This window comes from Candidatus Binataceae bacterium, assembly GCA_035500095.1.
GTDB lineage: Bacteria > Desulfobacterota > Binatia > Binatales > Binataceae > JAKAVN01.
Genome location: DATJXN010000066.1, coordinates 1 through 14,655, shown reverse-complemented (window position 1 = coordinate 14,655; position 14,655 = coordinate 1). Strand labels below are relative to the sequence as shown.

12 protein-coding genes are annotated in these 14,655 nt (G+C 64.7%); 9 read left to right on the top strand and 3 right to left on the bottom strand.

The window, feature by feature from the left end; translation table 11 throughout:
• The first annotated feature begins 218 nt into the window (after positions 1 to 218).
• From VMI09_07165 to VMI09_07155, 3 genes are all read left to right on the top strand, one after another.
• On the top strand, positions 219 to 482 hold the full coding sequence (locus tag VMI09_07165) for a DUF2934 domain-containing protein (GenBank protein ID HTQ24461.1): 264 nt from the start codon (positions 219 to 221) through the stop codon (positions 480 to 482).
• A 105-nt stretch (positions 483 to 587) separates the two neighbouring features.
• The gene (locus tag VMI09_07160) at positions 588 to 1,448 is read left to right on the top strand and encodes a protein phosphatase 2C domain-containing protein (protein ID HTQ24460.1); all 861 of its coding nucleotides are present in this window, start codon (positions 588 to 590) and stop codon (positions 1,446 to 1,448) included.
• A gap of 117 nt (positions 1,449 to 1,565) precedes the next feature.
• The gene (locus VMI09_07155; protein HTQ24459.1) at positions 1,566 to 2,585 is read left to right on the top strand and encodes a serine/threonine-protein kinase; all 1,020 of its coding nucleotides are present in this window, start codon (positions 1,566 to 1,568) and stop codon (positions 2,583 to 2,585) included.
• A gap of 151 nt (positions 2,586 to 2,736) precedes the next feature.
• Here VMI09_07155 and VMI09_07150 read toward each other — a convergent pair whose 3' ends face one another.
• Positions 2,737 to 3,489 carry an alpha/beta hydrolase gene (locus VMI09_07150; GenBank protein ID HTQ24458.1) on the bottom strand — a complete coding sequence of 251 codons (753 nt, stop codon included), beginning with the start codon at positions 3,487 to 3,489 and terminating at the stop codon, positions 2,737 to 2,739.
• A gap of 435 nt (positions 3,490 to 3,924) precedes the next feature.
• Between VMI09_07150 and VMI09_07145 the strand changes: the two genes are divergently transcribed.
• The 4 genes from VMI09_07145 (at position 3,925) to VMI09_07130 (ending at position 11,471) form a co-directional block, all read left to right on the top strand.
• Positions 3,925 to 4,482, top strand: a complete 558-nt coding sequence (locus VMI09_07145) for an Lrp/AsnC family transcriptional regulator (GenBank protein ID HTQ24457.1) — start codon at positions 3,925 to 3,927, stop codon at positions 4,480 to 4,482.
• A 2-nt stretch (positions 4,483 to 4,484) separates the two neighbouring features.
• Positions 4,485 to 9,041 (top strand): glutamate synthase large subunit, encoded by a 4,557-nt coding sequence (gene gltB, locus VMI09_07140; GenBank protein HTQ24456.1) that lies wholly within the window; start codon positions 4,485 to 4,487, stop codon positions 9,039 to 9,041.
• A 92-nt stretch (positions 9,042 to 9,133) separates the two neighbouring features.
• The gene (locus tag VMI09_07135) at positions 9,134 to 10,579 is read left to right on the top strand and encodes a glutamate synthase subunit beta (GenBank protein HTQ24455.1); all 1,446 of its coding nucleotides are present in this window, start codon (positions 9,134 to 9,136) and stop codon (positions 10,577 to 10,579) included.
• A gap of 37 nt (positions 10,580 to 10,616) precedes the next feature.
• Positions 10,617 to 11,471, top strand: a complete 855-nt coding sequence (locus tag VMI09_07130; GenBank protein HTQ24454.1) for a hypothetical protein — start codon at positions 10,617 to 10,619, stop codon at positions 11,469 to 11,471.
• Positions 11,472 to 11,487: 16 nt separating this feature from the next.
• Here VMI09_07130 and VMI09_07125 read toward each other — a convergent pair whose 3' ends face one another.
• Both VMI09_07125 and VMI09_07120 read right to left on the bottom strand, forming a co-directional pair.
• On the bottom strand, positions 11,488 to 12,102 hold the full coding sequence (locus tag VMI09_07125; protein ID HTQ24453.1) for a DsbA family protein: 615 nt from the start codon (positions 12,100 to 12,102) through the stop codon (positions 11,488 to 11,490).
• A 206-nt stretch (positions 12,103 to 12,308) separates the two neighbouring features.
• A complete protein-coding gene (locus VMI09_07120) occupies positions 12,309 to 12,713 on the bottom strand; it encodes a hypothetical protein (GenBank protein HTQ24452.1) in 405 nt (134 codons plus the stop codon).
• A 170-nt stretch (positions 12,714 to 12,883) separates the two neighbouring features.
• Between VMI09_07120 and VMI09_07115 the strand changes: the two genes are divergently transcribed.
• Positions 12,884 to 13,999, top strand: a complete 1,116-nt coding sequence (locus tag VMI09_07115) for a hypothetical protein (GenBank protein ID HTQ24451.1) — start codon at positions 12,884 to 12,886, stop codon at positions 13,997 to 13,999.
• Between the two features lie 31 nt (positions 14,000 to 14,030).
• Positions 14,031 to 14,655: acyl-CoA reductase (locus VMI09_07110; protein ID HTQ24450.1), on the top strand; the 625-nt coding region annotated here is incomplete at its 3' end.

The window sequence follows — 14,655 nt, the reverse complement described above, 5'->3', positions numbered from 1 at the left end:
GCGCGGCGCCGTTAAGCGGCCGTCCGGTCTCCTTAGCGAGAACGGACGGCCGCTCACTTTGAAAAGTGACCGCGCTTTTTTTCTGGCGCCTGGCAAGACACGGATAACAACCGATGCCGCAAAATCTCGGCTAACACGGTTTGACGATATACACTGGGCCTGTCGCACAAGCGCGATGTAAAGGCGAACGTCTCTCTCAAGGAGGTTTTTTGAAAGAGATGGCTACGGTTAGAAAGGGGAGCGGAACAACTACGCGCCGACGGACCAGGAATGCAGCAAAAGAAGGCGCAGCAGCGATACAGAAATCCAACGCGCTGGACCACACGCGCGCGGCCAATGGCGGATCGAACGGCGAAGTGAACATCGAGAGCATACGGGTGCGCGCCTACGAATTCTTTCTCGCGCGCGGCGGCGCTCACGGCGACGATCTCGCCGATTGGCTGAGCGCCGAGAAGGAATTGCTCGGGGCGCGAAAGGAATGATTTCCTTTCGCAGCCTGGCCTCGCGTTCTGAAACGCGAGCACAAGAGCGCGCGCTGCTCGCGCCGATGAGTGGCGGCCCGGCGCAGCGAGACGATTGAGCGGCGCATGTCCGATCGGAGCGGGCCGGACCCGGTGAGCCGTCCGGGCTCTCCGGACTCGGTGCCGCGGAGTTTCGACCTCGCGGTGCTTTCCGATGCCGGCGACCGGCCCGACAATCAGGATGCTTGCGGCTGCTTCATCGAAGAGCCGCAGGCCGCGGTGTTCGTGGTCGCCGACGGTGTCGGCGGATACGCGGGCGGCGAGGTCGCGAGCCGTATGGCGGTCGAGATCACGCTCGAGGCCTATCGCGAAAGCCCGTGCGAATGGGGCGCGGCGCTCCGGCTCCATCGCGCCGTCCAGCGCGCCAACATCGAGATTCACCAGCGTGCGACCGCGGTGTCCGCGCTGCGCCTGATGGGCACGACGTTGACCGCGGCGGCGGTCGAGAACGGCCGGCTCTGCGCAGCGCACGTGGGCGATTGCCGCGTCTATCTCGCGCGCCGCGGGCGCATCCGGCAGATGACCCGGGACCATACCGTCGTAGCCGAAAGTGTGCGGATGGGCCTGATGAAAGCGGCGGACGCGCGCAATCATTCGGAGCGTTCGATGCTCAGCCGCTCGCTCGGCCGCGAGTTGATCGTGTCGGTGGGCCGCTTCTCGATGCCGCTGCTGCGGGGCGACCGCGTTCTGCTCTGCAGCGACGGGCTCTACAACGTGCTCGAAGAGCGCGAACTCCGGCGCCTGATGCGCGCGGGCGGCGCGGCCGCGACCTGCAGGGCGCTCATCACGGCGGCCAAGGCGCGCGGCAGCGAGGACAATGTAACCGCCGCGGTCTTTGCTATGAACGGCGCAACGCCATTTGAGAAAGGCGCCGGCGGCGCGGGCCTGCTTGCGCGGCTCAGGAGGATTCTTGCGCGGACGGGTTGATTGCGCTCGCGCCCGCTTCGCGCGGCGCCACCGCGGGCGAGCCGGACGCGTTGCGGAGGCCGAAGCAGCGGTGTTAGCGTCCGCGCCCATGTGTTGGGGGGACAGGCTTTGCCAATGATGCGCGAGGTAAGCGCGGGTGAGAAGCTCGACCAGTACGACCTCACCGAACTCATCGCGCGCAGCGGCATGGCGTCGATCTTCAAGGCTCACGATCGTCTGAGTGGCGACACGGTCGCGATCAAGGTTCCTTACCTGCAGTTCGAAAGCGACGTGGTTTTCTACCGCCGCTTCCAACGCGAGGAGGAGATCGGCCGCCGCCTCGACCATCCCAACGTCATCAAGGTGCTGGCCCCGCGGCACCGCAGCCGGATGTACATCGTGATGGAGTACATCGAGGGCGTCTCACTGCGGGCGATCATGCGCGAGCAGCAGCCACTGGCGGCGGAACGCGCGCTCGAATTTGCCCGCCAGATTTGCGAGGCGATGGTTTACATGCACCGCAACGGCATCATTCATCGCGACCTCAAGCCCGAAAACGCGCTGATCACCGCCGACGGCAAGCTCAAGCTGATGGACTTTGGGATCGCGCTCGACGAGTCGGCGCGCCGGCTCACCTGGTCGGGACTCAGGACCACCCTCGGCACACCCGACTACATGGCGCCCGAACAGGTCAGCGGACGCCACGGCGATGCTCGCACGGACGTCTATGCGCTGGGCACGATACTGTTCGAGATGGTCACCGGGAACCTGCCGTTTTCAGGCGACAGCGTTTACGCGATGATGCGGGCGAAGGCGAACGAGGATCCGCAGCCGCCGAGCGCCTTCGTGCCCGAGATCGACCCCCATCTCGAGGAAGTTGTCCTGCACGCGATCGAACGCTCGCCGCGCAACCGCTACCAGAGCACCGCCGAGATGCTCGCGGACCTGAAAGATCCGGCGAACGTGCCGGTCACCGGCCGCGCGAAGCGGCTCCGTCCGCGAAGCCCGCACGTCAAGCGCGTGCGGCGCGCAATTCTGATGGGAATGTTCTTCAGCTCGCTCGCAGCCATTTTTGCTCTGCTGGTGTGGATGGCCAATCATTATCCGGGCGCGCCGCGGGCTCAATCCGGCAACAAGTCACATCTGGATGTCAAATGAGGGCGCGTACCGGGAGGCTTCCTGCGCCGCCCCGGACTGAGGCTTCAAACGAGATCGACTGCTATTCGCACGATCGTTAGATCGCGTTGCGGGCGGAGGTTGTGTCGAGGACGCGCCAGCGCCCGGCGCCCGTCCCCACCGAAGGAGGAGGCTAGACTCCCGCCGGCGCGGAGGTCGCGGACGTGGCGGAACTGAACTCGGGCCTTCCCGCAGCCAGGATAACGCCGAGCAGGCGGTAGACCTCGCGGTTCACGGCCATGCTGGCGTGGCCTCCGCGGACCTCGTAGTTGTCGCCCTCGGGATGGACGCACGCGCGCCAGTCAACAACCTCGTCGGTGCGCGTGTAGAACGAACTGAGTTTCACTCCGCGCGGAAACCGCGAACTGACGGCGACTCCGAAGTGACACTCGCATTGGTCCGTTCCGCATTGCGCTGGACGGTTGTTGAACGCTTGCCACAATGCCTGGAAGCCTCGGATCGCCGGCCGATAGCGCGCGCGCACCGCACTCCACGAGATCTGCGACGGTGATCCGAGCGTCACCACGTGATGCACCCGCGCGGGATATTTGACCGCGAGCGCGCGCGCCAGCACGCCGCCGAGGCTGTGCCCGATTACCACCGCGGGCATTCCGCATTCATCCGTGATTCGCGCGATGCGCCATCCGAGCCGTTCCGACTTTTCGTCGGGACATCCGACGTTCCAGTCGATTCCCGACAGATACGGACGGTAACCGACTCGCGACAACCATCGCGAAAGCACCGAGAGCGACCAATCGCCGGCGAAAAACCCTGGGATCAACAGGACCGGCCGGCCGTCGCCTTTCGGTACGCCGGCGCCATAGAAGATGGGATCACAGACAAGGGCGGATAGATTATGGGCAACGTCGATACAGGACTCGGCCATAGTCGCGTGAAGCGGTTATAACCGCTTACTCCCGAATCTCGTAAAGCGCGCATCTTTCGATTTCGCGTCGCTGGTTCTGCCCGGTCTCATTGGTTCTGGCCCTTCTACACGAAACTTAACACGCCCGTAAAGCCTCAGATGAAAACTTTCTCTCGGGACTCGATCGCCTTGCACCACGGAGAAGCAGGATTGGGGCCATCTCCCTACTAAGAAGGACGTATTTAGGCAGTCGGTTTATTCAGCTTTATGGTTTCGAGGCATCGAGCCCCAATCGTTTACAAAAGGAGGACCGAGATCCCCCTATCGGTGGTTATTCTTAAGGAGCGCCGATCTCGATCCTTCGGAAACGCGATTAAGTTTCACACTTGACCTAATAAACCTTTGACACAACCCCAGAATCTGATAGATTCAGCAGCTCGCAATGAGGTTTTCCTTATGAAATCAGGCGGGGAAGCTCCCGACCTCGACGCTATCGATCTCCAGATCCTGTCAATTCTTCAGGATCACGGGAGAATCGCACACGTCAAGCTCGGCGAGCAGGTGGGGTTGTCGGCGCCTTCGGTCATCGAGCGCGTAAAGAAGCTCGAAGACGGCGGAATCATCCTGGGCTATCACGCGGCGGTGGACGCCAAGCTCCTGGGTAAGGATGTTACCGCCTTCATCGGCGTCTCGATCGCTCATCCGAAGACAATCAGCCTGTTCGAGGAGACCATCGAGCTTATCGACGACGTCCTCGAGTGTCATCACATCACCGGCGAGCACACGCTGCTGCTCAAGATAAAGACCGCAAACACCTCGACGCTCGAGGAGCTCATCCGCGCCATCCGGCTGATCGAGGGCGTGACGCGCACCGAGACGATGGTGGTGCTTTCGACCCATACCGAACGCACGCAGATAACGGTCGCCGCCGAAGAGGCGGGCGACCCGGGAAACGGCCGGCGCCATCGCCATGGCGTGGCCAAAAACGGGTTGGGAGATTCGAAAAGGACGTAGCAATGCATCAACATCGCGGCATTCCCCCCCGCCAGGGCCTCTATGATCCAGCGCACGAGCACGACGCCTGCGGCGTCGGTTTCGTGGTCAACATCAAGGGCGTGCGCTCCCACGATATCCTGCAGAAAGGGCTCCAGGTGCTCGACAACCTGACCCATCGCGGAGCCTGCGGATGCGACCCGCGCACCGGCGATGGCGCCGGCGTGCTGCTGCAGATTCCGCACGAATTTTTCGCACGCGAAGCGGACAAGCTGGGCTTTGCACTGCCGGCGCCGGGCGAGTACGGCGTTGGCCAGGTCTTTCTGCCGCTGGATCCCGAGCGGCGGCAGGCGGCCGAGGCGGTGGTGGAGCGGGTGGTCGCCGAGGAGGGTCAGCGGCTGCTTGGATGGCGGACGGTCCCGGTGGTGGAAAGCGCGTGCGGCGACGTGGCGCGGCTGGGGCTGCCGATGGTGCGCCAGGTATTTATCGCCCGCGGCAACGGCATCGCCGACGCCGAGGCGCTCGAGCGCAAGCTCTACGTCATCCGCAAGGCGATCGCGGGCGCAAGCGGCTCGGTCGGTCTTCAGGAAGGCGAGCTGTTTTACTTCTGCAGCCTTTCGGCGGCGACCGTGATTTACAAAGGCCAGTTGATCTCGACCCAGATTCCGGAGTTCTATCCCGACCTGCGCGACCCCGAAATCAAGACCGCGCTTGCGATGGTCCATCAGAGGTTTTCGACCAATACCTTTCCGAGCTGGGATCGCGCCCATCCGTACCGCTTCCTGTGCCACAACGGCGAAATCAACACGCTGCGGGGCAATATCAACTGGATGGCGGCGCGGCAGGGCCAGTTCGCCTCGCCGCTGTTCGGCGATGACATGGCCAAGCTGCTGCCGATCATCGAGCCGACGGGCAGCGACTCGGCCATGTTCGACAACTGCCTCGAGCTGCTGGTGCGCACCGGGCGCTCGCTGCCGCACGCGGTAATGATGATGATTCCGGAGGCGTGGCAGAACGACGAACTGATGAGCGCGGGCAAGCGCGCGTTCTACGAATACCATTCGAGCCTGATGGAGCCGTGGGACGGACCAGCCTCGATCGCATTCACCGACGGACGGCGCATCGGCGCCGTGCTCGACCGCAACGGGCTCCGGCCGTCGCGCTACCTGGTGACCAAGGACGGGCTGGTCGTGATGGCTTCCGAAGCCGGCGTGCTCGACATCCCGCCCGCGCAGGTCGAGCGCAAGGGCCGCCTGCAGCCGGGCCGCATGTTCTTCATCGATACGGTCGAGGGCCGCATCGTCGAGGACGAGGAGATCAAGGCCTCGATCTCGGCGCGCAAACCGTACCGGCAATGGCTCGACGAAAACCTGACCGATCTCGACGAGCTTCCCGAGCCGCCCAACGCGCCGCCGATCTCGAGCTTCGAGGCAGAGGACCTGCCCAAGCAGCAGCAGGCCTTCGGTTACACGACCGAAGAGCTGAAAATGATCCTGGCGCCGATGGCGGTCAACGGTCAGGAGCCGGTGGGTTCGATGGGCACCGACACGCCGCTCGCGGTGCTGTCGGACAAGTCGCCGCTGCTCTTCAACTACTTCAAACAGCTATTCGCCCAGGTCACCAATCCGCCGATCGATCCGATCCGCGAGGAACTGGTGACCTCCGCCATCACCACGATCGGCTCGGAGCAGAACCTGTTCGAGGAAACGCCGGCGCACTGCCGCCAGCTCAAACTGGCGCGGCCGGTAATCACCAACGTCGAGCTGGAAAAGATCAAGCGCCTCAACAAACCCGGCCTGCGCACGGCTACGCTGTCAACGCTGTACCGCGTCGCCGACGGCGAGGCCGGATTGCGCGGCGCGCTCGAGCGCCTCTGTCGCGGCGCCTCTGAAGCGATCGCCGGCGGCGCAGCGATCCTCGTGCTCTCCGACCGCGGAGTGGACCGCGAGCACGCACCGATACCCAGTTTGCTCGCGACCGGCGCCGTGCATCACCACCTGATCCGCGAAGGCACGCGCACGCGCGCGGGCCTGGTGGTCGAATCGGGCGAGCCGCGCGAGGCGCAACACTTCTGCCTGCTGGTCGGCTATGGCGCGGGCGCGGTCAACCCTTATCTCGCGTACGCCACGATGGCCGAGATGATCGACGATGGCGTCCTCAAGGAGGTCGACGAAGAGGCCGCGGTCGAGCACTTCAACAAGTCGGTGGTGAAGAGCCTGATCAAGGTCGCCTCCAAGATGGGCATCTCGACCGTGCAGAGCTATCGCGGGGCGCAAATTTTCGAGGCCATCGGGCTAAGCCAGGACGTGATCGACCGCTACTTCACCTGGACCGCGTCGCGCGTGGGCGGCGTGGGGCTCGAGGCGATCGCGCGCGAGACCGCCAATCGCCATCACCGCGCCTTCGACATCATGCCCAACCTCGACCATCAGCTCGAAGCGGGCGGGCAATACCAGTGGCGCCGACGCGGCGAGCATCACATGTACAACCCGAACACCATCGCCAAGCTCCAGCACGCGGTGCGCTCGGGCAACTACAAGATGTTCAAGGAGTACACGCGCCTGGTCGACGATCACAGCCGCAACCTGGCGACGCTGCGCAGCCTGCTCAAGTTCAAGTTCGAGCGCCCGCCGGTGCCGATCGAGGAGGTCGAGCCGGCCTCCGCGATCGTCAAGCGCTTCAAGACGGGCGCGATGTCGTTCGGGTCGATCGGCAAGGAGGCGCACGAGAACCTGGCGATCGCGATGAACCGGATCGGCGGCAAGTCCAACACCGGCGAGGGCGGCGAGGACCCGGCGCGTTTCGTGCGCGACCCCAACGGCGATTGGCGGCGCAGCGCAATCAAGCAGGTCGCCTCGGCGCGCTTCGGCGTGACCAGCTGGTACCTGGTCAACGCCGACGAGCTGCAGATCAAGATGGCGCAGGGCGCGAAGCCCGGCGAGGGCGGCCAGCTACCCGGCCACAAGGTCGACGATTTCATCGCCAAAATTCGCTACTCGACGCCCGGCGTCGGCCTCATCTCGCCACCGCCCCATCACGACATCTATTCGATCGAGGACCTGGCGCAGCTCATACACGACCTCAAGAACTCCAACCGCCGCGCGCGCGTCAGCGTCAAGCTGGTAGCCGAAGTCGGCGTCGGGACGGTCGCGGCCGGCGTCGCTAAGGCCAAGGCCGACGTGGTGCTGATCAGCGGACACGACGGCGGCACCGGCGCTTCGCCGCTCACTTCGATCAAGCATGCGGGCGCGCCGTGGGAGCTCGGGCTCGCCGAAACCCAGCAGATCCTGGTGATGAACGGTCTGCGCGGGCGCATCCACGTCGAGACCGACGGCCAGCTCAAGACCGGGCGCGACGTGACGATCGCGGCGCTGCTCGGCGCCGAGGAGTACGGCTTCGCCAGCGCCGCGCTGGTGGCCTCGGGCTGCATCATGATGCGCGTGTGCCATCTCAACACCTGCCCGGTCGGCGTCGCGACGCAGGATCCCGAACTGCGCAAGAAGTTCGAGGGCAAGCCCGAGCACGTGGTGAACCTGATGATGTTCATCGCGGAGGAAATGCGCGAATACATGGCGCAGTTGGGCTTCCGCAGCGTGGCCGAGATGGTCGGGCATGTCGAATGCCTCGACGCCAACGAGGCGATCCAGCACTGGAAGGCGCGCAACATCGACTTAAGCCGCATCCTGCACCGTCCGCCGGTCGGCCCCGACGAGCCGCTGCATTGCGTCGAGAAGCAGGACCACGGCATCGAGCATGCGCTCGATCAGCAGTTGCTCGAGCTCAGCGCGGACGCGCTCGAACATCGCAAGCCGGTCGAGATCAACTTGCCGATCCGCAACGTCAATCGCACCGTCGGCACGATTCTCTCCTCCGAGGTCTCGCGCCGCTTCGGCGAGGACGGTTTGCCGCCCTACACGATCAAGATCAACCTGAAGGGCTCGGCGGGACAGAGCTTCGGCGCATGGCTCGCTCCGGGCGTGGCGCTCCATCTCGAGGGCGACGCCAACGACTACTGCGGCAAAGGGCTTTCCGGCGGCTTCATCACGGTACGGCCGCCGCGCGAGGCCACCTTCACCGCCGAGAACAACATCATCATCGGCAACGTCGCGCTCTACGGCGCAACCGCCGGCGAGGCGTTTTTCTCCGGCGTCGCCGGTGAGCGCTTCGCCGTACGCAACAGCGGAGCGACGGCGGTCGTCGAAGGCGTCGGCGATCACGGATGCGAGTACATGACGCGCGGCACCGTGGTCGTGCTGGGGCGCACCGGGCGCAACTTCGCCGCCGGGATGAGCGGCGGAACCGCCTACGTGCTCGACGAGGACGCGAGCTTCAGCACGCGCTGCAACACCGGAATGGTGGAGTTGGGACCGCTCGACAACGCCGACGAGCGAAAGCGCGTGCATGCGCTGATCGTGCGGCACCATCAATACACCGGAAGCAAACTCGCTGAGCGTATCCTCGCCGATTGGGACGGATACGCCGCGAAGTTCGTCAGGGTGATGCCGACCGAGTACCGCGCGGTGCTGGAGCGCCAGCATCTCGGAACGAGCAACGACATGGCGCGTCTGGCCGCGGTATAGGCGGGCGGCCGCTCAGCGCCTTTAGGGCATCTGGGCAGCGAGAAACGCGGCCGCCAGGGATGAGCGCGGCCGGACGGCGGATTGGAGAAGCGATGGGCAAGATAACGGGATTCATGGAGATCAAGCGCGAAACGCCGGCGCGGCGCCCGGTGAGCGAGCGCTTGCACGACTGGCGCGAATACGATCTCAAGGTGCCCGAGGACAAGTTGCGCGCGCAGGGCGCGCGCTGCATGGATTGCGGCATCCCCTTTTGCCACAAGGGCTGCCCGCTCGGCAATATCATCCCGGACTTTAACGACCTCGTGTATCGCGGGCGCTGGCAGGACGCGATCGAGCGCCTGCATTCGACCAACAATTTCCCCGAATTCACCGGACGCGTCTGCCCCGCGCCCTGCGAAGAGGCGTGCGTCCTCAACATCAACAACGACCCGGTCACGATCAAGCTGATCGAACGGAACATCATCGATCACGCGTGGGCCCAAGGATGGGTCACGCCGCTCCCGCCCGCGCGCAAGACCGGCAAGCGTGTCGCCGTTGTCGGATCGGGACCGTCGGGCCTCGCCTGCGCCCAGCAACTGGCGCGCGCCGGCCATGACGTGACGCTCTACGAGCGCTCCGACCGCGTCGGCGGGCTCCTGATGTACGGGATTCCGGATTTCAAGCTCGAGAAGCGCTTCGTTCATCGGCGGACCGAGCAGATGCGGGCCGAGGGCGTCAATATCGTCACCAACTGCCGCGTCGGCTTCGACATCCATGCCGACGAGCTGCGCGCGCAGAACGACGCGATTGTACTGACGATGGGCGCGACCAAGCCGCGCGACCTTCCGATTCCGGGCCGGGAGTTGAAGGGCGTGCATTTCGCGATGGAATTTCTGCCGCAACAGAACCGCCGCAACGCCGGCGACACCATCGACCCCGCGGTTGCAATCAGCGCCACGGGAAAAAAGGTCGTGATCTTGGGTGGGGGCGACACCGGGTCGGATTGCCTCGGCACTTCGAATCGCCAGGGCGCAAGCCTGGTTTACCAGTACGAGCTGCTGCCGATGCCGCCCGAGCGGCGCACCGCGTCGATGCCGTGGCCGGACTGGCCGATGATCCTGCGGACTTCGACCTCGCACGAGGAAGGCGTGGTGCGCGACTGGAGCATCAACACCAGGCGCTTCATCGGCGAAAACGGCGTGCTCAAGGCGCTTGAAGGGGTCAAGCTCCAGTGGAAGCAGGAAAACGGCCGCATGGTGATGGAAGAAGTGCCGGACAGCAACTTCCTCATCGAGTGCGAGCTGGTGCTGCTCGCGCTGGGCTTCCTGGGGCCGGAGCCGGACGGCATCATCTCGCAGCTCGGACTTAAGCTCGACCCGCGCAGCAACGTGCTCTGCGAAAACTACATGTCGAGCCTGCCGGGAGTATTCGCGGCGGGCGATACGCGGCGCGGACAATCGCTCGTGGTGTGGGCTATTTGGGAAGGCCGCGAGTGTGCGCGCGCGGTCGATACGTGGCTGATGGGCGAGAGCTTCCTGCAAGCGAGCCCCGAGTTATAGGCCGCGGCCCCGGAGGGCGTCGCCAAAGGGCGTCCCGATGATCGCGTATCTCGCTACCAGCGCCTTCGGCCATCTCTACCGTAAGATCGATTGCACCGCGGCCGACGTCGGCGCGCTGCGCAAGGCAATTTACGGCCGTAATGTTTCGATTCCGCTCGGATTGCACAACCTCGAAGAAATCGTGCTCGCCCGGGCCCTCTCGCCGCACGCGATGGCGGCGCAGGTGCGCCTGCTGCTCTCGATCAGCAACTGGCGGGTGCTGCTGAAGCCCTGCGGCCGGCTGCTCGCCGATGACTTGCGCGCGGTCGGCGCGGGCGCGCAGGCGCCGGGCGCGTTTCTGCGCGGCGCGATGCAGAGCGCGGTGACCACCGGAATCTCCGAGATCCTCGAAAGCGACGGCGAGGAGCTGAACGACGATTTCACCGAGGCGCTCGAAGCGGCCCGGCGCGAGCGCGAGACGTTCATCGCAGACCTGGGCGAATTTGTGGCCGAATGGACGGCGCGCTTCGCGCCTCCGCGCGAAAGCGCCACCTTCGAGAAGTATTTCGCGAGCAAGGCGCCTGAGGCGGCGGCCGAGCTCGCCGCGCGCGCCGGCGCCGGCGCGGAGTGCGCCCGATACGGCGGCGAGGCGCTGCTCGCGCTACGGAGCGTCAGGATGTGGGTGGGCGCGGCGATGTCGCTCGCGTGTGCGCTCAGCGCCGAGAACCGCACGATGCGCGCCGAAGAAGCAAACGAGATCGCGCACGCGATAACCGGTGCCGCGGCGGCCGATACGTTCGTCACCGCCGATGCGCGCACGCTCGCGTGGGTCGGCCGCGTCGCGATCGACGAGATGCGCGCGACGGATCTGAAGAGATTCCTGATGGAAACTGCCCGGTCGCAGGCCGATTGACCGCGGCAGCGTCTCCTCAGCGGCGCAGTTCCATCGCGTCCAGCTTCCTGACCAGCCACGGCATCCGGTCATAGCCCCAGAAGATCTCGCCGTCGACAACGAAGGTGGGTACGCCGAAGACGTGGTCCGCGGCGGCCTCGGCGAAGCATCGCTTGAGCCGCGGCTTGGCTTCGCTTTCCTCGTCTTCGATCCAGCGGCGGAAGATCGCGCTGTCGGCTCCGACCTCCTCGAGAATCGCCGCCAGCGCATCGGGATTTTCGACCTCGAGCTCGCTCTTCCAGAAGCGCTGGTACACGCGGTCGGAAAAGGGGCGGAACAGCCCCTGGTCGTCGGCGCAGAAGCCGCCGTAAAAGGCGGGCCGGGCGCTGAAAATCCTCTTGGGCGGATAAATTACCGCGCCGCGCTCGCGCGCCATCCGCCGCGCGTCGAAGTAGAGATAGCGCAGCTTGCGCCGGTCGCGTTCGCTCCGCGTCAGCACGTCGCCGTAAACGCGCCTGATATCGACGCCGTACGGGATGTAGCGCAGGCGCACGTGATGCGAGAGTTCGAGCGCGTAGGCCGGATCCTTGGCTAGATAGGAGACCGGACTCGTGTACGCATAGTAGAATTTTACGTCGACGAGCTTTTGCACTTACCTTTCCCGGTCGCCGCTCTCCTACCGATGGGCTCGGAGAACCCTAAATTCGCGGGAGCAGAATTGTCAACGCCGCGTTAACTCGCGGCACCGGGACGAGGAGAAAGGCCCACTGCGGCATCGCCGCGTTTAGGTTCGCGGCCCGCAAAATTCAAGACAGAGACGATACGTTACCCGGCAAGGAAGCCGCCGGGCGAGAAGCTCTATTTCTCTGTCGCGTGTGCTACGCCCTGGTCGCCGTTGTCAATCGCCAGCACTTGCAGCGCCGTGCCGAGATCAAGTTCGGAGTACTTTCGATTGGCGTAAAGCGTATCGAGACGCTTTACAGCATCTTCGGGCTTCAACTCCAACATCGCCAGTTCATGCGACAATTGACGGATAATTCGGTCGGCGCCCTTCCAATGGAAGAGATTGGCGGCAGTCGTCAGCACGTTGAGTTTGCCGACGCTGACCTGCATCGCGTCGCTGTAGCCGTTGACGTAACCGCTCTTGGCCGACGCGTTCAGCTGATTCCAGTAGGAACCGTTGTGATCGAAATTAGGAGCGGCAAAGACCACCGCACAACTCAGCCCAAAGCCGACCACCACACCCGCGATAAATTTTTTCATCTATGTCCCGTAATCCGGCAAAGGCACCCCACCACAACCACACAACCCCGCCAATTACCTAGCAGATCAGCGGGCGGGATTGAATAGCGATGCACCGGGATGCCATGATTTGCACGCGTTTTGTTGCAGGTGTTTTGTCACTCCCATAGAGCCCGCGACGCGACCCCACCATGACCATTTACGACCAGGTCCTCGACTTTATCCACACACCCGAGCAGGCGCGCTTCGATGCGCTTGCGCTAAACGTCTTTCGCCATCAGTTCGATACCGTTGCGCCGTATCGCCAATATTGCCTGAGCATCGGAGTGCGCCCGGACGGGGTTCGATCAGTGGACCAGGTTCCCTCTCTAAGCACTGCCGGGTTCAAGTACGCCGAACTGACGGACGCGGTTACAGCACCTGACCAAGCCGGCGAGCGCGTCTTTATGACCAGCGGCACAACCGCCGGGCGCGACGAGCGCGGCCGCCATCGGGTGCCCCGTATCGATATTTATCGCGCGTCGGCGCTGGGCCACCTGAGGAAAATGCTTTTCCCCGACGGCGTCCGGATGCGGATGCTCAGCCTCCATCCGACCGCCGACCGGATGCCCGAGTCGTCGCTCGGGCAAATGATTAGCTGGATGATCGAGGAGTTCGGCGTTGGTCCGGCGCTCTGCACGGCCGGCCGCAAGGGGGTCGAAATTGCGCCTGCCCTGGAGTTTCTCGATTCGGCCGAGCTCGCCGGTGAACCGGTCTGTGTGATGGCGACGACGGCGGCGCTGGGCGCGCTGTTCGAAGAGTTGCGGACGCGGCATTCCAGGTATTCGCTCGCACGCGGGTCGCGCCTGATGGACACTGGCGGCGCCAAGGGCCAACGCGTGCCGATTCGACCGCACGAGGTCATCGTCCACTCGGAAGACTTGCTGGGACTCGCCCCGGCGCTCGTGATCAACGAGTACGGTATGACCGAGATGTGCTCCCAGATGTACGACGCAACGCCGTTCAATTCCCGCGAATCGCGCAACCCGAGCGGCGGCGCCTCGTCCGCGGAACGTGGCAAGCTGGGGCCGCCGTGGCTCGCAGTGGCGGCCGTCGATCCAACCAGCCTCACCCGCGTCCCGGATGGTATCCCGGGCCTGCTACGCTTCTTCGATCTGGCCAACGTCGGATCGGTGTCGGCGATTCTGACTGGAGACCTGGGAATCGTAGAGGGAGGGACCGTCAGAGTGCTCGGCCGCGCCGAGGACAGCGAAGCGCGCGGTTGCGCGCTCGGGATCGAGCAATTTTCCGCAACAAGGGACAATTGACCGGTCCAGGATGCGGGCAACGCAAGCGACAATGAATCGTGCGCTAAAAACGACTGGTTCGCCGCATCAGCTCGCGGACCCTTGCCCCATTGAGGAGCAGGAACTCGCCGCTGCAACGTCCGACAAGACCCACAAGAGCCCCGCCGAAATAGCGCTTTCCGCCTCGCGCGTGCGAAGCGCCGCATCCTGTTCTTCGGCGCACGTCGCGGCCGCTCTCGCCAGTACGGTGGAGCGCTGGCGCAATCCCGCATACCCGCACCGCTGCGAAGCGGTATCCCAACTCGCGGCCGCCACCGGCATCACGTCCCCCTCGCTGGAAGAATCGCTCGACGCCCTGTTCGCTCCCGCGACGCGCGACTCGCTCGCTTCGCTCGCGCCGCGGCTTCCACGCACCGATCGGCTCCTCGGATTCATCATGGCGGGCAACGTGCCGGGGGCCGGGATCCACGAGATATGCGCCGCGCTGCTCGCCGGTGCCGGCCTCCTAATCAAGACCGCGAGCACCGAACCGTCCTTCTTCCCGAGTTTCATTCGCACGCTCGCCGAGGTCGATGCCGCGGTTGCCGCCCGCGTGACGGTGATGAACTTCAGCCGCGATGACGAGAGCGCGATGCGCGAGTTGTGGCGCTGCAGCGATGGAGGCGTCGTCGCCTACG